The 22,237-nt window shown below is 72.7% G+C and carries 15 protein-coding genes; 7 read left to right on the forward strand and 8 right to left on the reverse strand.

What is annotated here, in order from left to right; all coding sequences use genetic code 11:
- Positions 1 to 27: 27 nt before the first annotated feature.
- A complete protein-coding gene (locus tag K4G22_RS21985) occupies positions 28 to 609 on the reverse strand; it encodes a TetR/AcrR family transcriptional regulator (RefSeq protein ID WP_228082058.1) in 582 nt (193 codons plus the stop codon).
- Positions 610 to 802: 193 nt separating this feature from the next.
- Here K4G22_RS21985 and K4G22_RS21990 point away from each other — a divergent pair, with 193 nt between their 5' ends.
- From K4G22_RS21990 to K4G22_RS22005, 4 genes are all read left to right on the forward strand, one after another.
- Entirely contained in the window at positions 803 to 1,765 is a 963-nt protein-coding gene (locus K4G22_RS21990; RefSeq protein WP_228082059.1) for an LLM class flavin-dependent oxidoreductase, read from the forward strand.
- 111 nt (positions 1,766 to 1,876) lie between these two features.
- Entirely contained in the window at positions 1,877 to 3,181 is a 1,305-nt protein-coding gene (locus tag K4G22_RS21995) for a GNAT family N-acetyltransferase (protein ID WP_228082060.1), read from the forward strand.
- A gap of 259 nt (positions 3,182 to 3,440) precedes the next feature.
- A complete protein-coding gene (locus K4G22_RS22000) occupies positions 3,441 to 4,349 on the forward strand; it encodes a lysozyme (protein WP_228082061.1) in 909 nt (302 codons plus the stop codon).
- A 136-nt stretch (positions 4,350 to 4,485) separates the two neighbouring features.
- On the forward strand, positions 4,486 to 5,163 hold the full coding sequence (locus K4G22_RS22005) for a peptidoglycan recognition protein family protein (RefSeq protein ID WP_228082062.1): 678 nt from the start codon (positions 4,486 to 4,488) through the stop codon (positions 5,161 to 5,163).
- 49 nt (positions 5,164 to 5,212) lie between these two features.
- Here the strand turns inward: K4G22_RS22005 and K4G22_RS22010 are convergent, their stop codons facing one another.
- From K4G22_RS22010 to K4G22_RS22040, 7 genes are all read right to left on the reverse strand, one after another.
- Positions 5,213 to 6,031 carry a helix-turn-helix transcriptional regulator gene (locus K4G22_RS22010; protein WP_228082063.1) on the reverse strand — a complete coding sequence of 273 codons (819 nt, stop codon included), beginning with the start codon at positions 6,029 to 6,031 and terminating at the stop codon, positions 5,213 to 5,215.
- 53 nt (positions 6,032 to 6,084) lie between these two features.
- The gene (locus K4G22_RS22015) at positions 6,085 to 6,897 is read right to left on the reverse strand and encodes a DNA-binding response regulator (RefSeq protein ID WP_228082064.1); all 813 of its coding nucleotides are present in this window, start codon (positions 6,895 to 6,897) and stop codon (positions 6,085 to 6,087) included.
- A 249-nt stretch (positions 6,898 to 7,146) separates the two neighbouring features.
- Positions 7,147 to 7,944, reverse strand: a complete 798-nt coding sequence (locus tag K4G22_RS22020; protein WP_228082065.1) for a 4'-phosphopantetheinyl transferase family protein — start codon at positions 7,942 to 7,944, stop codon at positions 7,147 to 7,149.
- Positions 7,941 to 10,337, reverse strand: a complete 2,397-nt coding sequence (locus tag K4G22_RS22025) for an SDR family NAD(P)-dependent oxidoreductase (protein WP_228082066.1) — start codon at positions 10,335 to 10,337, stop codon at positions 7,941 to 7,943. The genes K4G22_RS22020 and K4G22_RS22025 overlap by 4 nt, the downstream gene beginning before the upstream one ends.
- A complete protein-coding gene (locus tag K4G22_RS22030) occupies positions 10,330 to 11,721 on the reverse strand; it encodes a cytochrome P450 (protein WP_228082067.1) in 1,392 nt (463 codons plus the stop codon). The genes K4G22_RS22025 and K4G22_RS22030 overlap by 8 nt, the downstream gene beginning before the upstream one ends.
- Positions 11,718 to 17,723, reverse strand: a complete 6,006-nt coding sequence (locus tag K4G22_RS22035) for an SDR family oxidoreductase (RefSeq protein ID WP_228082068.1) — start codon at positions 17,721 to 17,723, stop codon at positions 11,718 to 11,720. Before K4G22_RS22035 ends, K4G22_RS22030 begins: the two co-directional genes overlap by 4 nt.
- A 44-nt stretch (positions 17,724 to 17,767) precedes the next feature.
- Positions 17,768 to 19,264: an acyltransferase domain-containing protein gene (locus K4G22_RS22040; RefSeq protein WP_228082069.1), complete on the reverse strand. Its 1,497-nt coding sequence runs from the start codon at positions 19,262 to 19,264 to the stop codon at positions 17,768 to 17,770.
- A gap of 495 nt (positions 19,265 to 19,759) precedes the next feature.
- Between K4G22_RS22040 and K4G22_RS22045 the strand changes: the two genes are divergently transcribed.
- The 3 genes from K4G22_RS22045 (at position 19,760) to K4G22_RS22055 (ending at position 22,225) form a co-directional block, all read left to right on the forward strand.
- Positions 19,760 to 21,127, forward strand: coding sequence for an NAD(P)/FAD-dependent oxidoreductase (locus tag K4G22_RS22045; RefSeq protein ID WP_228082070.1), 1,368 nt, complete (start codon positions 19,760 to 19,762; stop codon positions 21,125 to 21,127).
- Between the two features lie 51 nt (positions 21,128 to 21,178).
- On the forward strand, positions 21,179 to 21,673 hold the full coding sequence (locus K4G22_RS22050) for a nuclear transport factor 2 family protein (protein ID WP_228082071.1): 495 nt from the start codon (positions 21,179 to 21,181) through the stop codon (positions 21,671 to 21,673).
- Between the two features lie 90 nt (positions 21,674 to 21,763).
- The gene (locus K4G22_RS22055) at positions 21,764 to 22,225 is read left to right on the forward strand and encodes a nuclear transport factor 2 family protein (protein ID WP_228082072.1); all 462 of its coding nucleotides are present in this window, start codon (positions 21,764 to 21,766) and stop codon (positions 22,223 to 22,225) included.
- Positions 22,226 to 22,237 lie beyond the last annotated feature (12 nt).

The raw sequence follows: 22,237 nt of genomic DNA on the forward strand, positions 1-22,237 counted from the left end.
TGGGGGCCGACTGGGGCGCGGCCGGGGTCAGTTCGCGGGGGTGGTCGGGCGGATGCCGGCGAAGATCACCGTGAGCAGGCGGTCGATCCGCTCGTGGGAGTCGGCCGGTCCCTGCTCGTGGGCCCAGGCGACCCCGGAGACCAGCACGAAGAAGTCCGCGGTGGTGACGTCCGGGCGCACCTCGCCGGCCTTTCGGGCTCGGTCGAGCAGTGCCTCGCCCGCCTCGCGCATCGCGCGGCATGCGGCGTGCAGGCTGGAGCCGGCGTGGTCGAGGGTGTGGGTCACCTCGCCGGTCAGCCCCCGGAAGGTGGTGGTCGCCGCGACGAAGGCGCGGGTCCACTCGGTGAGTGCGGGCCAGGGGGCGTGGCTGGCGAGCAACTCCCGCCCCGACGCGCCCAGCGCGTCGAAGTGCTCGCGCAGCAGTGCCTCCAGCAGATGCTGCCGGCTGGGGAAGTGCCGGTAGAGCGTGCCGATGCCGACGCCGGCCCTGGCGGCGATCTCTTCGAGGGAGGCGCCCGTGCCGTGTTCGGCGAAGGCCGCTCGCGCCTCGGCGAGCAGCCGCTCGCGATTCCGCCTGGCGTCCGCGCGCGGAAGACGCCCCGTTGTCATCGCCTCGTCCAACTCTCCCCCGGTTCGCCGATCCCGCCACGCACGCTCAACTCCCGTTGTCGGGGGCGTCGATGGCCAAACGGAGCCTACCTCCGTATCGTGGTCCGAGCCAGGCGGAGGCTGCCTCGGCTTGGTGGGATCACGGCGTCGAACGATCGCGTGGGGCCGATGCGCCGCGCGCCGGGATGGGGGAGTGGTGCGGATCACCGTGCTGTCGGAGGGGATTGGTCCGGTCGACGAGGCGGACGTGCGGGCGCGGGCCAGGGGGCGGCTCGGCCCGTTCGGGGTCTGGCTCGCGCCGCACGCGGTGCGGGCCACCCCGGTGGCCGTGCTGCGGGCGCAGGCGCGGCGGATCGAGGAGTTGGGGTACGGCTCGCTGTGGACGGGGGAGCCGCCGGTCGGCGCTCCGGTCGCCGGTCGGGAGATCTTCAGCCTGCTCGCCGTTCTGCTGGCCGCCACCGACCGGTTGGTGCTGGGCGCCGGTGTCGCCAATGTGACCATGCGGCGCCCGCAAGCCGTGTGGTCGGCCGCCTCGGGGCTGGACGAGGGCTATCCCGGGCGGCTGGTGCTGGGCCTCGGGGGTGCCGACGGCCCACGCCCGCTGCGGCGGTTGCGCGGCTATCTGGACGCGATGGACGCGCAGCGCCCGACGGATGAGGAGGGCGGAGCGCTGCCGGCGCCGTTTCCCCTGGTGCTGGCGGCCATCGGGCCCCGGGCGCAGGCGTTGGCGGTGGAGCGAGCGGACGGGGTGCACCCGTTCCTCCAGCCGGTGGCCCACACCGCGCGCGCCCGACGGGCCATCGGCGAGGGGCCGTTGCTGATCCCGCATCAGGCGTTGACGCTGGAGGAGGATCCCGAGCTGGCCAGGGGGCGGCTGCGGGCCGTGCTCGGCGCGGCCGGGGGCCGGCCGCTGGTGGAGAACGCCTATACCCGCAACTACCGTCGACTGGGCTACGGGGACCGGGACCTGGCCGGTGGCGGCGCGGATGCCCTGGTGGACGCGGTGCTCGCACACGGCGGGGCCGCCGCCGTGGCCGGCCGGCTGCGCGCCCAGCTCGAAGCCGGCGCCGACCATGTGCTGCTGCACCCGCTGACGGATGATCTCCCCTCGGCCGTGGACGACTTGGCGCGGCTGGCCCCCTTCCTCGCCGAGTGAGCTGGGCGTTCCCGCCCGAAGGCGGGTGGGGCGGTCGCGGTACGGGGACCGCCGCCGCGGCGGCCTCCGGTGCGAGTAACCGGTTGTCCGCGGGCGCCGGTCGCGGATGCAATGGTCCTCGTGACTGTTCAGGTGCGCCCGCCGCGGCGAGACGAGATGAACGCGTACTACCGGGCCCTGCCCTACGCGACCGGGTTGCCGCAGTGGGAGCCGGCCGATGCCGCGTGGCACGGTGGTCCTGAGCCGTGGTCCCCGCAGCGTGCCCCGGCGACCGCGGAGCAGCTGGAGAGGCGGGCGGAAGCCCATGCGAAGGACCCGTCCTTCCATCCGATGGCCGCGTTCGCCGACGGCACGTGCGTCGGCGCGTCGGCCACCATCTCCCTCGACGTGACGGTCCCCGGCGGGGACACCGTCAGAATGGCCGGTGTCACCGCTACCGGGGTGATCGCCACCCACCGCCGACGCGGTTACCTGCGGCGGATGGTGCGGGCCATGTTCGAGGCCGCCTTGGCCCGAGGCGAGCCGTTGGCGATGCTCAGCGCGAGCGAGGGCGGCATCTACGGCCGGTTCGGGTTCTCGCCGGCGACCTACCGCACGCGGTGGGAGCTGAGCCGTCACGAAGCGGTCCTCCTTCCGGCGGCGCCCGATCCGGGTTCGCTGGAGTTGGTCGATGCCGCGCGGGCCAAGCGGTTCTGGCCTGTGGTGCACGCGCGGGTGCGGGCAAACCGCGTCGGCGAGCTCACCCCCCTGCCCGGGCGCTGGGACGGGCTGTCCGACGACGCGGACGGCACGAACGGACCGCTGCTGTATCTCGCCCACCGCGACCAGCACGGCGACGTGGACGGCATGGCCAACTTCCGGCTGCCGTGGTCCTCGACCGCCGTCAACGCGGGAACCCTCGTCGTCGAGGCGCTGGAGGCGACCAACCCGACGGCGTATCGCGCCCTCTGGAGCTTGTTGGTCGACTTCGACCTCACCAAGACCATCGTGGCGCCGGGCCGTCCGCGTGACGAACCCCTGCGATGGATGCTCACGAACCCGCGAGCGATGCGCGTCACCCGCCAGTCCGACAACCTGTGGGCACGCCTGCTCGACGTCCCCCGCGCCCTGACGCGACGCTCGTACGACACGGCGGGCGAGGTGACGTTCACGATCGATGACGATCAGATGTGCCCGGCGAACAACGGGACATGGCTGCTCCGCGCGGACGGCACCTCGGTGACCTGTGTTGCCACCGATCGGCGGGCGGAGCTGACCATCACCGTCCAGGCGCTCGGTTCGCTCTACCTCGGTGGCCTGTCCGCGCATGACCTGGCGTACGCGGGTCGCGTCGTCCCGCACGCCGACGGCGTGGTCGCGCGGCTGTCCCGCCTGTTCCGCGTCGACCCCGAACCGCACAACTCCTTCGCCTTCTGAGGCAACCGCCCACTGCGCACACCCTCGACCGAAAGCGGGGAAACGGTGGCGATTCGGGGGCGCCGGCCGGTGGGGTGGTGAAAGTTCCTGGCTCGGGGGGCGCGTTGGTGCAGGCGGGGGTGTTCTTCACAGGGTTAGACCGGTGGGGTGCGCCGGTGCTCTTCCTCAGAGGTGGGTCTACGTGCGTAAACTGGGGCATGACGTGACCGCGTCAAGTGCACTGATCCGTTCCATCCCCCTCGAAACTCAGGAGTCGGTCATGCTCTTCACCAGATCACTCTCCCGGCGGCTCAGGTGGCGAATGGCCACCCTCGGCGGCGTGTTCGTGGCCGTGTTCGGGATTCTGCTCACCACCCCATCGGCGGCGGCCGGTGCGTCGAGTGAGGCCGCCGGTCCGGCCGAGGTGCCGGAGGATGTCGGCACCCTGGAGCCCGGCGAGGCGTTCATGGGCGCCGGCACCGCCATCCACGAGGGCCGCGCGCTGGACACCGGCGAGCTGTCGCTTGACCCCCTGGACACCACCGGTGTCCAGGGCATCGACATCTCGCACTGGCAGGGCGCCATCAACTGGACCTCGGTGCGCGGCGCCGGCATCCAGTTCGCCTGGATGAAGGCGACCGAGGGCACCAGCTTCAAGGACTCCCGGTTCAACACCAACTACCCGGCCGCGCACGGCGCCGGCGTGATCAGGGGCGCCTACCACTTCGCCCGCCCCGACGTCTCCAACGGCGCTACCCAGGCCAACTACTTCGCCTCCAACGGCGGGGCCTGGTCGCGGGACAACCTGACGCTGCCCGGCGTCCTGGACATCGAGCACAACCCCTACGGGGCGCAGTGCTACGGCCTGTCCACCACGCAGATGCGCACCTGGATCAACGACTTCTACAACACGTACAAGTCGCGCACCACCCGGGACATCGTGATCTACACGACCGCCAGCTGGTGGAACACCTGCACCGGCAACTGGACGGGCATGTCCGCCAAGGCACCGCTGTGGGTGGCGCACTGGACCACGGGCAGCCCGACCATCCCCGCCGGGTTCCCGACCTGGACGGTCTGGCAGTACACGGACTCCGGCTCGATCAGCGGCATCTCGGGCAACGTGGACCGCAACAAGTTCAACGGCACCAGGGACCGTCTGCTGGCCCTGGCCAACAACACTCCCTGACGCGGGCTCGCACCCCGCTCGGAAGCACATGCGCACGGTGGAGCCGGCTTCCGCCGGCTCCACCCCCTCTCGTCTTCTCGTCGCGTTTTCCCCCCACGCGGTGCTCAGGGAGCACCAAGGAGCGCAAGGAGTCCTGATGGAACGCGAGTTCTCTCTTCGGCGCAGGATGCTGTTCACCGCCGCGGCCGGCGTCGGCGCCGCCGCGGCCCTCTCGGGCACGGCACGCGCCGCCCACTCCGCCTCGTCCGCCTCGTCCGCCTCGGCGGTCGAACCGGACATCGACGGCACCGGCGCCTGGGGCGCCAGGGCGCCGGGCGGCACCATCTCGGTGCTGAACTACCGACCCAGCATGATCATCGTGCACCACACGGTGAGCGAGAACACCGGCGACTTCTCCCGCGCGCAGGCGCACGCCCACAGCCAGTGGGTCCAGGACCTCCACATGGACGGCAACGGCTGGGTCGACACCGGCTACAACTTCCTGGTCAGCCGGGGCGGTTGGATAACCGAGGGACGGCACCGCAGCCTGGAGACGCTGTCCGGCGGCACCAGCTTCGTGTTCGGCGCGCACACCTCGGGGCAGAACGACGTCGGCATCGGCATCGCCAACGAGGGCGCCTACCACGACGGCGCGACGCCGCCCGCCGCGCAGTGGGAGGTGCTGGTGCAGCTGTGCGCGTATGTGGCCTCGCAGTACGCCATCCCGGCCACCGAGATCTACGGCCATATGGACTTCGGCTCGACGCTCTGCCCCGGGATCTTCCACGAGATGCTGCCGCGGTTGCGTGACGAGGTGGGCGACGCGATCGGTTAGCGTCGCGGCCGTCCGGACGCTCCCGTGTCGAGCTGGCCGACCGCCCGGCTCAGCCGGGATCGGCCGGCGGCCGGAGCAGGCCCACCTCGGCGGCCAACACCCCGGCCTGGAAACGTGTCTTCGCGCCCAGCACGGTCATCAGGTCGGCGACGTGACGCCGGAAGGTGCGCAGCGACATGCCCAGGCCGGCCGCCGCGACCTCGTCGGTGACGCCCTCGCTCAGCGCCCGCAGCACCTGGCGGGCCAGCCGGGGCCCGCCCCTGCCGTCGAACTCCACGGCGTCGGGTGGCGAGGCGCGGTGCCAGAGGCCCTCGAAGAGCGCCAGCAGCATCCCCACCAGGGTGGGGTCGCGCACGACGGCGCTCCGTTGCCCGAGGGCGGACTCGACATGGATGAGCGCGGCCGTCCGGTCCACCAGCAGCAGTTGCATGGGGGGCACCGGGGCGACGCGCCAGGAGATCGGCTGGGCCGGCCCGTGCAGCTCGGTCGGGCGGCCCCTGTGGTGCTGGGTCTGGGTGGTGAGCACCCTGGTCGGCAGGGGGCACTCGTCGCGCGAGCAGGTGGCGCGCAGGGCGGCGTCGATGATCCGGCCGGTCTCCTGGTCGGGCGCGATCACCGCCTCCAGACACTGGCGCGCGTCGGCGCACCAGCCGCGCACCCGCTCCTCGAACACGGCGGGCGAGGCGGCGATCGTGGTGATGGCCCCATGGCCGGAGAGCTGGTCCCGGTGTCGGGCCAGGATGTTGTCGAGCAGCGCCCTGACCTCAAGCAGCGCCTCGCCCAGGTCCTCCCCCTCGACGCCGGTTTCCGGCCCGTCCAGGGGCGTCGGGCCGGTGGGGTCCGTGGTTCTCGGGTGGTTCGTACGCATGGCATTCCCCCTCTTCGCCGCCCCGCGGCGACGCTCACGCTCGGCGTTGCCGCTCAGGCGTCACCGATCGGCAGTACGCCCAACTCGGCGGCCCGTGCGCCCGCCTGGAAGCGCGAGACGATGCCCAACTCCTCCATGATGTGGGCGACCTTCCTGCGGTAGGTGCGCAGCGACACCCGCATCTCCCCGGCCGCCACCTCGTCCGTGAGTCCGTCCCTGAGGTAGCGCAGCACCGTCTGCATGGGTTCGGCGCGCAGATGGGAGACCGCCCCGTGGAACTCGCGCAACGGCATGGCGCTGTTCCAAGTCCCCTTCAGCAGCTGACAGGTGACGGCGACCACCGCCGGGTCGTTGACCAGCAGGGGGCGTTGGCCGACCGCCCCTGCGGGCGGGACCACCAGCGCCAACACGCCGTCGATCAGCAGGGTTTCGCGTGGCTCCCCGCTGTCGACGCGGATCTCGCAGCCCTCGTTCGCCAGGCGGATGAGCCGGGCGCGCGGGAAGCGCAGCACGCTGGGCGCCAGCAGCACCCGGGCCGGCACCCCGCGGGCGCGCGCCGCCTCCAGGGCGCGCAGGCCCACGGCCAGCCCCCGGGTCGCGCCTGGCCGGCCGGCCGTGGTGACCACCACGAAGTGTTCGGCGCGGTCGATCAACCGGCCCACCATCCAAGGGATGTGGCGGGCGTCGAGGTGACGCACGGCGGAGCGTTGGGCGGGCGGGCGGACGCGGACCGACACCACGGAGTCGATCAGCGCGGTCGCCTCCAGCAGGGTGCGTTCCACGCGTCGCGCCTCGGCCACCTCGTCCCCCGGCGGATCCCCGGCGACGAGGGGGCGTGATGGTGATTGTTCGGTGATATTCCCCATAGCAAATACGTTCCCCCGGTCAGTTCAAGGGGTCGCCCGGCCTCTTGACGCGCACGCACGGGGACGCCCCGCTGTGCGGGGGGAGGCGGTTTACGGGCGTCGGCTGGTCGGCGAAGCGACGCCCGCTCTGGTGGTCGCCTTCCCCCGGTAAATGCACCTGGCGACTCAGTTCTGAAGAGTATGGGTGTGGTGTGTGGGCAGTCAATCGGAGTTGGATGAAGGGAGGGAGACAGTTGGTGGTTCTGAGGTTCAGTGGGGCGAAACAGTCGCGAAGTGCTTAAGGAGCAGTGTCGTGCCGTCCCGCGCCATAAGTCGTGATTGGGATTCCCTGCCTTTCTCGTTTTGTTTGCTTTCGCTATGCTGCGATATGGTTGCAAGACAGCCTCGGTAGCGTTCCCCGGTGTGCCGCTCGGCGAGGTCGTGCAGGGTCAACCGACCGTCAGGGGGGCGGAGCGCCGGATCCATCTCCCGGATCGCGGGCGGCTCGTGGGCGAGCGAGACCACCAGCCGGGCCGGCGGCTGCGCGAGGCCCACGCCCAACGCCTTGAGCGCGGCCTCTTTGCGTGCCCACACCACGGCGAACGCCGCCGCCCGCGCCTCCGGCGCCAGCGCGAGCAGCGCCGCCGCCTCGGCCGGCGCCAGCGCGGACGTCAACACGCCCCCGTCCGGCGACAGATCGATGTCCTGGTCGATCTCCGCGATGTCCAGGCCGAGCGGCGCCGGCCCCACCGCCACCCCGACGCGCCCGCCGGAGTGCGAGACGGACAGCCCGAGCCAGGCGTACCGTTCCGGCAGCCGTGGCCGGCCGTGTGGGCCACCGCAGTCCGGGCACCCGGAGGTCAGCGGCACCAGCCGGGCCGGCAGGTCCAGCCACCGTCCCAGCACCAGCCGCAGCAGCGCCCGCCCGGTCAGATAGCGGTCGGCCGCCGCCGGCACCCGGTAGCGGTCGAGCCGGGCCAACTCGTCGGGGGCCAGCAGCTCGCGCAGCGCCGGGTCCGCGTCCCCGGGCGCGGCCCACCACAGCTCGAACCCCGGCCCCGTGCTCACGGCGTCTCCGACACCCAGCGGGCGCCCAGGAGTTCGGCCACCTCGCCGCCGTCCGCCGCCAACACCCGGTGGGTGGAACCGGCCAGGGACAGCGCCGTGGCCCGGCGGTCCAGGCCGGTCAGCCGCAGCCGCTCGGCCCGCCACAGCTCGCCGCGCCTGGCGCCGGGCGCCACCGGCGAGACGGCGACGGCGGCCTCAAGGGCGGCGCTCGGCAGCCGGGGGTGCGGCGGGTCGACCAGGGCGAACCACTCCGAGGGGCGGATCGGCTCCACCTCGGCCCGCCAGCCGTCAAGGTCCCGCCAGGGGCTGACGGACACGAGGTACGGCAGCCAGTCGTAGCCCTGTCCATCGGCCGCTGGCTGGTCGGTCCGCTCGGCAGGCGCCGGCGCCCCCTCGCCCCCCGACGTGGGGGAGCCGGCTGACGTGGGGGAGCTGGCCGGCACCGTCAACAGCACGGTGGCCTCGGCGGCCACCGCGCCCCGCCGGCGGAGCGTCACCCGGGCGCCGCGCAGCGGTGTGGTCGCCAACTCCGGGCGGTGCACGGTGCCGGGCTCAAGACGTACCTCGCGCGTGAGGTCGAGCGTCCCGCCGTCGAGGCGGAGCGCGCCCGGCCGGACGGCGATGTCGCACAGCGCCACGGCGGTGGCGGGCTCGCCGCCGGGAACCAGCCAGCCGGCGCCGTCCAGCAGGTACTCCAGGGCCAGGGACAGCGGCAGCCCCGGCGCCCCCGCCACCCGCACCTCGTCCAGGCAGCTGGCCCAGGTCGGGTCCAGCCGATGCTCGGTGACCACGGTGGCGGTGGGCGCGTAGGTGATGACCTCGCCCAGGAAGAAGCGTCGGCTCAACATCCCGGTGCGCCCGCGCCAGTCGGAGGGGACCGCGATGCCCCGCAGATGCTGTGGGGCGACCAGCCCGATCTCGCCCATGAAGCAGACCTCGCCGCTGCCCTCCCTGGTGATCTCGGCGAGCCAGGCGTCCACGCCGTCCGCCACGCCGATCGGCGTCATATAGCGGGACGCCGCGTCGAGGTTGGTGATCAGCCCCACCCCGTCCCAGGTCGGCCAGGCCAGGACCTTGACCGGATGGGACCGCCGCTGACCGGCGCGGAGCGCCAGCCGGGCCAGGCCCTCGTTGGCCGCGGCGTAGTCGGTCTGGCCCACCATGCCGCCGTAGCGGCCGGTGAGCGAGCCCACGGCGCAGAGCATCTTCAACGGGGCGTCGGCCAGGGCCGCCAGCAGATGCAGGAAGCCGTCGACCTTGACGCCGATGACCTGCCGGAACTGGTCGACGGACTTGCCCCGCAACCGTTTCGGCAGGTCGATGCCGGCGTTGTGCACCACCACGGAAAGGCCAGGTCCGGCCGCCCGCACCAGCGCCGCGACCTGCTCCGGATCGGTCACCTCGCAGGCGTGGTAGGCGAGTTCGGCGCCCGCCAGCCGGGCCCGCTCCAGGTTGTGGTGCACCTCGCGCAGCTGCGCCATCCGGCCCAGGCGGCGGCGCACCGCGTGCAGCGGCTCGTCCGGGTCGCGCTCGGCGTAGGCCCGCCGCTCCAGGGCGGCGAACGCCTCGGCGGAGGCGACGAGCCAGTCGGGCCGGTCCGCGGGCAGCGGGGTCCGGCCGCTGACCAGCACCCGGCAGCCGGTGCGCAGCGCCACCGCCAGCGCGAACTCGAAGCCGATGCCCCGGGCGCCGCCGGTCATCAACAGCACGTCGTCCGGGGTCAGATCGATCGGCTTGCCGTCGATCTCGGTGGCGTGCGCCAGCAGCGCGTGCCGCCCCTCGGCGGTGTGCCCGACCTCAAGCAGCCGGCCGCCCAGCAGCTCGGCGACGGCGGCCGGGCCCGGGTCGACGGAAGGGGCCAGGTCCAACACCCGCACATCGCAGGCGGGGAACTCGCGGGGCAGGGTCTTGGCCAGGCCCGCCCAGAGCCCGCCGAGCGGCTGGGCGTCGGGGACGTCGGTCAGGCCCATCGCGCCGCCCAGCGAGGTCACCGCCAGATAGTGCAGCCGGCGGGCGTCCGACTCCCGCGCCCAGTCCTCGTAGACGTGGTGGAGCGCGGTCACGGTGCGGTCCATCGCGGCGTGCCAGGCGCCCGCGGCCACCGGCGTGCCGGCGGGCAGGCCGCCGTCCACGATGGCGTCGACGGGGCCGTCCACATCCGGCCCGCCGGCCGCCTCGTCCCAGCCCGCCGGCCGGCCGCCGTGGGCCCGCACGGCGGCCCGCACCGACGTCAGGAACCGGTCGTCGCCGCCCAGCACCAGCACGGTGCGGCCGGCCAACGCGTCCTCGGCCGGCGCCGGTTGGGCGGGGAGCGGCGCCAGGCTCATCAGGTGCCGCAGGATGGGCGCCTTGTCGACTCCCCCGGCGCGCGGTGCGGCGGTCGGCTCAGCCATGCGCGGATCCGCCCTCGCGCGGTCGTAGCCGCACCCACATCTCGCTCATCGGACGCAGCGAGATCAACGAGTCGCCGAAGCGCGTCAGATCGCCCGGCACCGGCTCCAGGCGGAACCGCTGGGTCACCATGGCCAGGATGATCTTCAGTTCCAGCAGCGCCATCATGTTGCCCACGCACATCCGTGGCCCGCCGCCGAAGGGGAAGTAGGCCGTCTTGGGGCGCTCCTTGACCGCGCTCGGGGTGAACCGCAGGGGGTCGAACGCCTCCGGGTTCTCCCAGACCGCCGGGTTGCGGTGGGAGACCAGCGGGGAGAGCAGGAGCGAGCTGCCGCCCGGGATGTGGTAGCCGTCGAGGGTGTCGTCCTCGACGGCGTCCCTCGGGTAGAGCCAGATCGGCGGGTAGAGCCGCAGGCTCTCCTCGATCACCATCCGGGTGTAGTCCAGCGTGGGCAGGTCCTCCTCGGCGGGCGCCCTGCCGTCCAGCACCCCGCTCAGCTCGCCCTCCAACTCCTCCCGCACCCAGCGGTGGGCGGCGACGGAGTGCAGCATCCAGCAGGCGGCGGTGGCGGTGGTCTCGTGGCCGGCCAGATAGATGGTGAGCAACTCGTCGCGGATCTCCTGGTCCGTCCACGGCTCGCCGGTCTCCGGGTCGCGGGCCTCCTCGGCGAGGCGCACCAACACCCCCTCGCCGGTGGCCGAGTGGCGCTCCCTGATGTCGGAGACGACCTGGTCGTAGATCCGGCGGTTCTTCTTGATCAGGCGGTTGCGCGCGGTCGGCATCCACTGCGGGAGCATCTCGCTCAGATAGCCGTGCGGGAACATCACCTCGATGCTCTCGTCGACGACCTGCTTGAGCAGCGGGGTGCGGGACCTGATGTCGTAGCCGAAGAGCGACTGGCTGAGCGTCACCAGCGTCAGCCGCATCATCTCGGCGACCAGGTCGACCGGTTCGCCCGCGCGCTCGGCGGCCTCCCAGCGCTCCAGCATCTCGCTGGTCGCCTCGATCACGTTGGGGATGATCGCCTCGATCGCCTTCTTGGCGAACGCCGGCTGCACCGCCCTGCGGTGGCCGCGCCAGTAGCGGCCGTCGGAGGTGAGCAGCCCGGTGCCCATCACCAGCTTGAACTGGTCGTAGAGCTTGCCGCGCACGTAGTTGCCCTGGTTCTCCATCAGCACCCGGCGCACCGCGTCCGGCGAGGTGGCCAGGTGCACGGTGTAGGGGCCCATCCGCATGCGGCTCAACTCGCCGTGGTCGCGCTGGAGCCGCAGCAGGAACTGCGCCGGGTCCCGGCGGTAGGGGACGAGGCTGCCGAAGCCCGGCGTGCCGCGCGGGCCCGGGGCGGTGCGGGTGGCGGTGTCGGTGTTGGCGGCGGTGCTGGTCATAGCGGCAGGGCTCCGATCCGATGGGCTTCCCGTGACGGGTCCGCCAGGTTCTCCACGGTGGCCCGGTCCACGGGCAGACCGGTGAGGGAGTCGATATAGCCGAGCGCGAAGCCGGACACGTCCTGCATCTGGAGCAGCATCGTGCCGTCGGGCAGGGTGGCGGTGAACCTGCTGGCCAGGCCGCTCCCTTCGAGCAGCAGCCCGCGGGGAGTGGCCGACAGCTCGATCTCGACGCCCCGCTGGCCCAACTCCACGTCGTTGTCCGGGACATAGAGGTCGATCCGGCGGATGCCGCTGGGCGCGGCGACCGGAACGTAGTGCTCGGCGACCAGTTCGAGGACCGCCAGCCTGGCCATGCCGTCGAGCATCAGGCTGGGGACGAGGAACCGCTCGTAGACGCTGCCAGGGGCCACCGGCGCGGTGTAGCGCGCCCGCTTGCCCAGCGGGTGCAGCCGGGTGTCAGCCGTGGTGACGAACGCCCCGGACAGGTACACGGAGGCGCCGTCGGCGTGGTACGGGTCCATGATGGGCGTCTCGTCGGCCGCCGGCCAGGGCTCCCAGCGGGGGGCCGCCGGGTGCCGGTCGGCCAGCACCACGGTGGCGCTGAAGTGCTGCTTGTCGCGGGTCAGCACGACGCCCTGGGGCGAGACCACGTCGCCGGTGACCTTGACGGTGACGACCGCCTGGGTGGCGTCCCGGCGCAGCAGGGTGGCGGCGATCCGGCGCGGGCTGCGGTCGGTGGTGCCGCCCAGCCGGAGGAAGTGGTCGAACGTCACGTTGCGGAAGCCGACCACCTTCAGCTCCGGCACCAGCTCCAGCGCGGCCTCGGCGGCGAGCTCCGTGACGAAACAGCCGGGCAGGGTGGGTATCCCGCGCACGGTGTGTTCACGCAGGTATGCGTCCCGTTCGTCGAACTGTCGCTCCACGACCAGGGAACGCTCGTTCTCGCGCACCACCCGGTCGATATAGAAGCGGCCCTTGCCGGTGGCGACCGGCTCCGGGGCGCGGCGTGGGGCGAAGTAGCCGGGGATCATCTGTTCCATGGCGGCCCGTTCCACGTCGCCCAGGTGGTGGGTGACGGGGGCCCGCTCGGCGGCCTCCAGCTCGGCGAGGAAGTGGCGCACCCCCTCGGCGGTGGGCATCAGGGTGAGCACGTTGGCCATCTCGCCGGCGCTGAAGAAGGACTGGTGCACCTCGCTCGACGCCATGCCCACCTCCTTCCACAGCGTCCAGCCGATGGCGAACTCGCCCTGCCCGGCCGTGGTGTTGTGCAGCGCGGCGGTGCCCAGGAAGTCGTTGCTGGCCGCGTAGTCGGTCTCGCCGAGCTGGCCGGTGAGTCCGATCAGCGAGGCGAAGGAGCACCAGGTGCGCGGCAGCCGGCCGCGGAGCGCGCGCCGCAGGTTGAGGTAGCCGCCGGCCTTGACGGAGCGCACCTCGCGGAAGTGCGCGAGCGGCTTGGTGGCCAGCGCCCCCGCGCGGTTGACGCCGGCGGCGTGGATCAGCAGGTCGATCGTGCCGTGTGCCGCGCCGACCCGGTCGAAGGCGGCGGTCAGCTGCTCGGCGTCCAGCACGTCGGCCCGCAGGTAGTGGACCCGGCCTGGGCCGCAGTGCCGTTCCATCTCGGCCAGGTTCCGCAGGATCTCGGCCGCGCCGGCCAGCTGCTCGTACTCGTGGGTGATCTCCCGCACCGGGCGGCCCGGTTCCCGAGCCATCGCCTCCCGCAGGAACTCCACCCGGCTGGGCAGCGCGTCGGGCCCGCCGTAGCCGGTGATCCGGTCGGTCAGCTCGGCGACCGGCTTGGTGCCCAGGGCGTAGATCACCGGCCGGTAGCGCCGGGCCACCGCCTTGAGCAACTCGGAGGTGATGCCCCGGCCGCCGCCGGTGGCCACCACCACGCTGCGGGCGTCCAGCGGCGGGACGGGCCCCGGCCCGGGCGCCGGCGCCTCCTCGGTCACCAGGGTGTGCCGCAGCCCGTCCGTGTAGACGGCCACCGGCAGCAGCTGGGTGGCCCGCGACTCCGCCACCAACTCGTCGAGCACGGTGGGGAGGTGGCCGCTGGTGCTGAGCACGCCGGCGACCACCAGGCCGGAGAGTTCGAGCGACGCGCTCTTCAACAGGCCGGTGAACAGGCCGGCGAACGGGTGCGCCACCCGGCGCCGCGCGTCGAACGCGCCGGCGAACGCCGCGAGCACGGTGCCCCGGTGGGCACGCAGCGCGGGCTCGCACGCCTGGAGGGTCAGGAAGAGGGCGTCCTGGAGCCGGAAATAGGGCTCGGGGTCCTCGTCCAGGGCGCTTTCGGCGACGGCGGGCCCTGAGAGGTCGGTGACGAGCCTGACGTGCCGGACCGACGCCAGCTCGGCGCCGAGCGCCGCGCGCACCGAGTCCCGGGAGATCTCCTCCAGGGTGCGCCGGCGCACTCCCTCGGTCGGCACCGTGGAGAGCACCAGCGGGTCGTCGGGGCGGGTGCCCAACTCGCCGAGCAGCTCCGGGGTCCCGGTGATCACCACGGCGTCGGCCGGCAGCGGATCGGCCGCCGGGCGCACCCCGTCGTTGGCGGTGGGCCGCCAGTGCGCGACATGCCGGCGCACCAGGTCCCCCGGCGTCTCGGCGGCGTCGTTGTCGAGAGGGTAGTCGGGAGCGTTGTCGAAACCCTCGTCGAGGGCGTTGTCGAAGGCGAGGTCGAGCGAGAGCGGCCGGTCGCCCGGGCCGTCGCCGGCCACCACCACGGCGCGCCGCGCGCCTTCGGACTCGCCGTGGTGCAGCGCGCGCAGCAGCGCCACCGCCGAGTCCGCGCCCAGATAGCGCGGCGCCTCGTGGGCGGGGTGCGCGGCGCCGGCGGGGAAGGCCACGGCGTCGCCGGTGTGCTCCTCGCCGCTCAGCCGCCCGAGGCGGGCGAGCACCGGGAGGCCGGCGGCCCTGGCGGTGCCCCGGCGGGTCAGCGCGAACATGAAGGCGCCTTCGGCCAGTTCGACATCGGGGACGCCCAGCAGCTCGCTCGCCAGCCGGGTCATCACCCGGGTCGAGTTGCCGTTGACGCCGCCCACCAGCGCCACGTCCACATCGTGGGCGCGCAGATAGCGGGCGCCCACCTCGAAGGAGCCGAGCGCCGAACCGAAGCCCAGGTCGACGGTGAGGTTGGGCCCCTTGAGGTCGAAGTAGTTGGAGACCCTGGCCGAGATGACGTTGGGCATGATCCCGGGGAACGAGTCCTCGTTGGACGGCTGCACGCCCTCGCGCACCGCCTCGCGGAGGGCCGCGGTGATCCGCTCGTCCAGCGCCACGTCGCCGGGCAGCCCGCCGAGCGCGGTGAGGGCGTTGTCGAGGTGGCAGCGCTTGCCGTAGAGCACGGCGTGCCGGGTCGGGCCCATGTGTCCGAGGAACACCCCGGTCCTGGCGCGGTGTTCGTTCCACAGCCCCTCGCCGAATGAGTCCCGCAGCTCCTGGGCGCAGCGCAGCACCATCAGCTGGCAGCGGTCCAGGGTGCGCAGCACCTTGGGGGGCATTCGCAGCCCCATTCCCGCGTAGTCGTAGGCGGCGCCGAAGCTGGTCCCTGGTGCCGGTCCGGTGCCGGCGAGCCAGCCGCGCACCGCGTTCGCGTCGGCGAGCCCGGGCAGGTGCGCCGACCAGGCGGTGACCACGATCTCCTCGTCCGCTGACGCGTCGTCGGCGGCCGGCGGCCGGGGCTGGGCGGCGGGCCGGTCCTGCACCATCAGATGGGCGTTGGTGCCGCCGAAGCCGAACCCGGAGACGGAGGCCACCCGGGCCCGCGCGGGGTCGGCCGGCCAGGCCACGGCCTCGGTCGGCACCCGCAGCCCCGCGTCGTCGAGGCCGTAGGCGCCGGGGCTCCGGGCGAAGTGGTGCTGCGGCAGGATGGTGTTCTTCCGGAAGCTCTGGAGCACCTGGATCAGCGAGACCACGCCCGCGGCCCAACCGGTGTGCCCGATCAGGGACTTGTTGGAGGTCACATAGGTCGGCTCGGTGCCGGCCATGGTCTGCCTGATGCTGGTGATCTCGCAGAGGTCGCCCGCGGGCGTTCCGGTGGCGTGGGCGACCACCCAGTCGGGACGCCGCTCGGGGTCGGGTGCCTTGGCCAGGGCCCGCTCGATGGCCAGTTTCTGGCCGACGGTGTTCGGTGCGTAGATGGCCTTGCCCTTGCCGTCGGACGAGGTGCCGATGGCGGAGACATAGCCGAGGATCTCGTCCCCGTCGCGGCGGGCCAGGTCGAGCCGCTTGAGGGTGACGGCGGCGGCGCCGTCGGAGAAGAGCACGCCGTCGGCGTCCTGGTCCAGCGGACGTAGCCGGCCGCTGACCGACAGGCCGTGCAGCTTGGCGAAGAGCACGGCGTTGCGCGGCCCCACGGCGAAGCTGCCGCCGCAGACGGCGGCGTCGTGCCGGCCCTCCAGGATGCCCTTGATGGCGATGTCCACGGCGTAGAGCGCGGAGGAGCAGGCGGTGTCCACCATCAGCGTCTCGGTGCCGTCCGGCAGCAGCCCCGCGACCGAGCGGTTGCCCACCTGGTAGGGCAGCAGGGTGGTCAACTCGGCGCGGTGCAGCGGGTAGTGGTCCTCCAGCGCGGTCCTGGCCGAGCTGGCGAGGCGGGCGCGCCGAGCCTGGTCCCAGCCGGCGGCCACGCCCGCGCGGTCCAGGTCCTCCAGGAGGCTGTCCAACACCAGGGCTTCCTCAAGGTGTTGGTTGCCGTCTGCGGTGTAGCCGATGACGCAGGAGAGCCGGTCGGCCGCGGGCAGCCGCACCCCTTCCAGCGCCTCGTAGACGGCGTGCCGGAACCACTGGGTGGTGTAGTCGGTGCGGCGGCGGTCCTCGCCGAGTTCGGCGGCGAGCCCGGGGTGCGGGACGTAGTCGTCCACATAGCCGGAGCGCACCTGGTACGTCTTGTCCTCGGCGGCGACATCGGCCGAGTAGAACGCCTCGCTGCGGAAGCGGTCGGGGCGGTCGCCGTCCAACAGGTCGGGGCCCTCGGCCAGCAACCGCCAGAACTCCTCGGGGTTGTTGGCGCCCGGCACCACCAGGCCCATGCCCACCACGGCGATGGTGGCCCGCTCGGCGTCCAGCACATCGGCGGAGGGCTCCAGCACCGGAGCCGGCTCGTTGACGCGCAGGGCGGCGCGCGACGGGGGCGCGGGCGCCGGCGCGGCCTTCGGGGCGGGCGCGGGCGCGGCAGACTCGACGGCCGGGCGTTCGTCGCCCTCGGCGCGGGTGTGCCAGTGGCTCGGCGGGGTGAGCATGGCGCCGCCCAGGGAGAGGCCCCCGTCGGCGACGATGGTCTGTCCGGTGATCCAACTCGACGCGTCCGAGAGGAGGAACAGCACCACCTCGGCCAGCTCCTCGGGACGCCCCAGCCGGCCCAGCGGGGTGTTGCGCGCCACCTGCCGGTGCATCTCCTCCGGGCTGGGGAAGAGGTTGGCGACATCCCCCTCGATCAGGCCACCGGACGCGGTGTTCACCCGGATGTTGGAGGCGGCGAACTCGACGGCCAGATAGCGGCTGAGGGACTCCACGGCCGCCTTGGCGGTGCCGACCGTCACGTAGTTGCCCACGGTCAGGCCGGCGCCCACCGATGACAGGTTGACGATGGCCCCGCCACCGGCCGCCCGCAGCAGCGGCTCGGCCCGCTGGGCACACCACAGCGCGCCCTTGAGGTTGACGTCGAGAGAACGGTCGAACGCCCCGTCGTCGGTCTCCGCCACCCGGGCGAAGGAGCCGCTGGCGGCGTTGTTGACGAGGAAGTCGAGCCGGTCGTGGCGTTGCAGGATGTCGTCGAACATCCGGTCGACCTGCTCCCGCTTGCCCACCGAGGCCCGGACGATCTCGATCGTGAGTCCGCGCTCGGCCAGCTCGGAGCGGAACCGCTTGGCCTCCGCGAAGGAGTGGAAGCAGTTGACGATGACATGGGCGCCGAGTTCCGCGAGCCGGGTCGTGATGATCCGGCCGATGCCTCGGGCACCCCCGGTGACCAGGGCGGTCCTGCCACTGAATCGCTGCATGATGCCTGTCTCGATCGTTGGGTCTCGATGGGCGCGGGGGAGGGTCAGGAGGCGACGCGCACCGCGGTCGGAGCCTCCAGGACCATGTCGGCGATCCGGCCGAACGTGGCGTACTCGGAGATGTTGAACTCCTCGGGCTGCGGCGGGAGTTCGTACTGCTTGGCGACCCGGCCCAGGAGGTCGGTCTGCTTCACCGAGTCCACCCCCAGATCCGCCTCCAGCATCACGTCCTCGGTGAACACCTCGGCCGGGTACTCCAGCGCGGTGCCGTACAGCTCGGCCAGCTCCGCGAGCACGGTGGGCCGGTCCAGGGCCTGCCGCGCCCGCTCGGGCGCCGCCGGCCCGGCCGAGCCGGCCGGCTCGGGAACGACGGCCAACGGGACGCTCACCGGCTCCGGTTCGGCGACCGGTTCCACCAGCTCGGCGACCACCTCCCGGCCGGTGAAGCGGTCGTAGGACTGACGGATGGCGCGCAGGGTGGCTATGCCCTCGGACTGCCAGAACCTGTCGAACTCGGTCGCGTCCTCGCCCAGCAGGCGCCGCACGGCGGAACGCAACTGGTCGTTGCCGCCGTTGGCCAGCCGGACGATGTCGTCCAGCGAGGTGCCCCGCCGTCCGCTCTCGTCCACGGTCACCGCGGTCCAGCCCGACTCGTCGGCCAGGACCTTCCGCACCAGGTCGGTCAGCGTCTGCCGGCCGCCGCACTCGACGAACAGCTCCGCCCCGTCCGCCCGCGCGTGCCGCACCGCCTCGGGGAAGTCGAACGGGGTCACCAGGTGCCGCGCCAGCAGCTCGGCGAAGTCGTCGCCCTCCTCGTAACGGCGCCGCAGGATGGGGGAGTAGACCGCGACGTCGGGCGTGGTCCAGCGGATGTCGGCCAGCGCCTCGGCGAAACCGGCCGCCGCGTCGGCCAGCACCGGGCTGTGGAACGGGTAGGGCGAGTCGAGCCGGACGGCCGTCACCCCGGCCTGGCGCAGCAGCTCCTGGGCCATCCGCATCGGCTCGGTCGAACCGGAGAGCACCACCTGCTCGTCCGTGTTCACCCCGGCCACCGCGACCGCGTCGTCGTTGAGGAAGGTCAGCAGGCCCTCGGCGCGCTGCGCGCTGGTCCGCACCGCCAGCATCAGCCCGTCGGACCGCTCCAGCGCGGCGAGCGCGCGGACGCGCCGGGCCACGATGCGCGTGCCGTCCTCGACGGAACACGCGCCGGCGGCGGTCAGCGCGGCGATCTCACCGAAGCTGTGCCCCACGTGCAGCGACGCCACCACGCCGTCCTTGCGCAGCGCCTGGGCGGAGGCGACCGAGGCGGCGAAGATCGCCACCTGAAGCAGGTCGGGCGCGTTCCTCAGCAGCGCCGAGAGGTCCGTGGCGCGGTCGTCCACCAGGGACTTCAGGTCGACGCCCAACTCCTCCTTCGCCACCTGGTGCACGGCGTCGACGACCTCTTCGACAACCGGGGAACGATCGGCCAGCCGGGCCAGAATGCCCGGTGCGTAGCCACCTTGGCCTGGAAACAACAGAGTGGTCGGTGCGAGAGACATAAAACCCCCAATGTGTTCCGGCGCCGCTGTTGGCGACCGGGGACGACGAGTGGAATCCCACGCCTGTACGGCGCTGATTCAGCGGGAATTCCCCCGGTAGCAACGCACCGGCGCCCGCGCGAATGGGCGTGCCGGAATCGACGTGCCCACAGGCCACTCAAACCGGAGAATCGACTGAATCCTGTTCGGTGCCACCGAACGCTGTCAATCGAACTGGCAGCACCCTGTCAGGGCGTGGATGCCCGGCGGCGGAGCCGTTGTACCGAGCGCTATGGGCGGCTTGCTGGCCGTGATACGAGCTGGAAGGCGCGGGGTGAATGTTATCGGCGGGTTTCGTTTATCTCGGTTGTGTAATAAACCGTCTCCGGTTTATCGACGACGAAAACCCCGATCGTCGGCGACAAAAAGGACGCTGACAGCAAGTGGCCAGTCAGTTGGACCCGGCTATCTCCGGTGACTAGCCTCCGGTGAAATCCTTCGGGGAAGAGGGCGTGGATGTACGACGTGATTGTGGTGGGCGCTCGCTGCGCCGGCTCACCCACGGCAATGCTGTTGGCCCGCCAGGGGCATCGGGTGCTGCTGTTGGACCGGGCGACCTTTCCCAGCGACCATCCGCTCTCCACCCACCTGGTGCACCCGCCGACCATCATGCGGCTGGCGCGCTGGGGGCTGCTGGACGAGCTGCGGGCCACCGGCTGCCCGCCGATCCACGAGTACGGCCTGGCCTGTGGCCCGGTGGACCTGATGGCGCCGCTGCCGCCGGCCGGTGACATCGACGTGGCCTACGCGCCGCGTCGCCGGCTGCTGGACGACATCCTCGTCCGCGCCGCCGTCGCCGCCGGCGCCGAACTGCGCGAGGGCGTCTCCGTGCAGGAGCTGCTCACCGACGTCTCGGGCGCGGTGGTGGGGGTCAGGGGGAAGACCAAGGACGGCACAACCGTCGAGGAGCGCGCCAGGGTCGTGGTGGGCGCGGACGGCACCCGCTCCCGGGTGGCGCAACTCGTCGGCGCCCAGGAGTACCACACCAGGCCGCCGCTGCTGACCAGCTACTGGAGCTACTTCGCCGGGCTCGCCGTCAAGGACGTGCCCACCTTCCGCGCCAACCAGAAGTACGGCTTCGCCTGGCCCACCAACGACAACCTGGTGCTGGTCGGGATGGCCTGGCGCAGCCAGGACTTCAAGCGGCTGTCCGGCGGTGCCGACGACGTCTTCCTCCCCGCCTTCGACGAGATCGCGCCCGACTTCGCCGAGCGGCTGCGCGACGCCGAGCGCGCCGAGCGCTGGATGAGCGGCTCGGTGCCCAACTTCTTCCGCACCTCGCACGGCCCCGGCTGGGCACTGGTGGGCGACGCCGGCTACAGCCGCGACCCGTGCACCGCCTCCGGGATCACCGAGGCCACCCGCGCCGCCGACTTCCTGGCCGAGGCGCTGCACGCGGGCCTCAGCGGCGCCCGGCCGATGGCCGAGGCGCTGGCCGACTACCAGCGCCGCCGGGACGCCCACAGCCGCCCGTTCTACGAGTACACCTGCGACTTCGCCACCCTGGACGACTACGCGCCGGACGTGCTCCAGCTGTTGGACGCCGCCACCCGCAGCGACTGGCACGCGGCCGGGCTCTCCGGTCTCTTCGCCCAGACCATGACGCCCCAGGAGTTCTTCTCCATCGACAGCATGACCCGGCTGCTGACGGGCCCGCAGGGCCGCGAACTGTCACACTGGCGGCTGCGCGCGCTGCGCACCCTGGTCGCCGGCCGCACCGGGAGGACCCGCTGGGCGCGCGGTCTGGGCCAGCGTCTGGTGCATGGCCGGCTCGGGCCGCTCGGCGGCTACCTCTCCGGCGAGCCGTCCCCCCACCCGTCGTAGCCCGGCTCCGGCCACCGGCGCCGCGTGCGATCCGAACTCGAAGGAAACCCCGTGTACCACACCATCGTCGCCGCCAAGGTCCGTGCCACCTTCCGCCGGATCAACGAGGGCGACTACCAGCCGGTGCTCGACTCGTTCGCCCCCACCTTCCGCTACCACTTCTACGGGGAGCACGCGCTCGGTGGCACGCGGACCACGCTCCCCGCGATGCGCCGGTGGTGGGAGCGGGTCTTCCGGCTGATTCCCGACGGCCGGTTCGAGGTCCGTGAGGTGCTGGTCAAGGGCTGGCCCTGGCGCACCACGGTCGCGCTGCACGCGGTGATCACCGCCCCGCTGCCGGACGGCGACACCTACCAGAACGACATGCACCAGTTCCTCCGGATGCGCTGGGGGCGGATCACCGAGGTCCGCACCATGGAGGACCTCGGGCGGCTGCGACACGCGCTGGACGTGGTCGCCGCGCACGGGAACGACGAGGCCCACGCCGACCCGATCACGGACCGGGAAGACGAGCGGCCCACCACCGACCGACCGGCCGCGCGCTGACCGGCGTTCACGGCACCACCCGGGCGGCCCGCCCGGGTGGTGCCGTGAACGAACGCCGGAGCGCCGGGCACTGGACCAAGGAGAAACCGGATGTTTCTTTTTCACGCCTTCGTGCGGAGGGTGACCGTGCCCCTGCTGTACTGGCACGTGTCCCGGGGGCGCAGCTGGATGGTGCTCGCGCTGTGCACAGGGGACGTGCGCAACAGCGCCGATGGGGACAGCTGCCTGGGCGGCGCGCGTACCGGACGTCGCTCCTACGGCGCCTGGTTCGGGCGGATGTTCCGCCTCACCCGCTCCATCCGGCCGCGCGCCACCGAGGTGCGGGTCGAGGGGTCGCCGATCCGGTCCACCGTGGTGGTGCGCTGGACGGACCCGGTCACCGCGCACGACGGCGTGGTGTTTCCCAACGAGGGCGTGCACACCCTCACGCTGCGCTGGGGGCGGATCGCCACCGTGCACCAGGCGTGGGACGAGAGCGTGGTCCGCAAGGCGTGCGAACACGCCGCGGCGCTCGGCTACCAGGAGGCCACCGAACCGCCCCTGACCTCCTGACCCCTCGGCCGG

It is taken from the genome of Streptomyces profundus, assembly GCF_020740535.1.
Taxonomy (GTDB): Bacteria; Actinomycetota; Actinomycetes; order Streptomycetales; family Streptomycetaceae; genus Streptomyces; species Streptomyces profundus.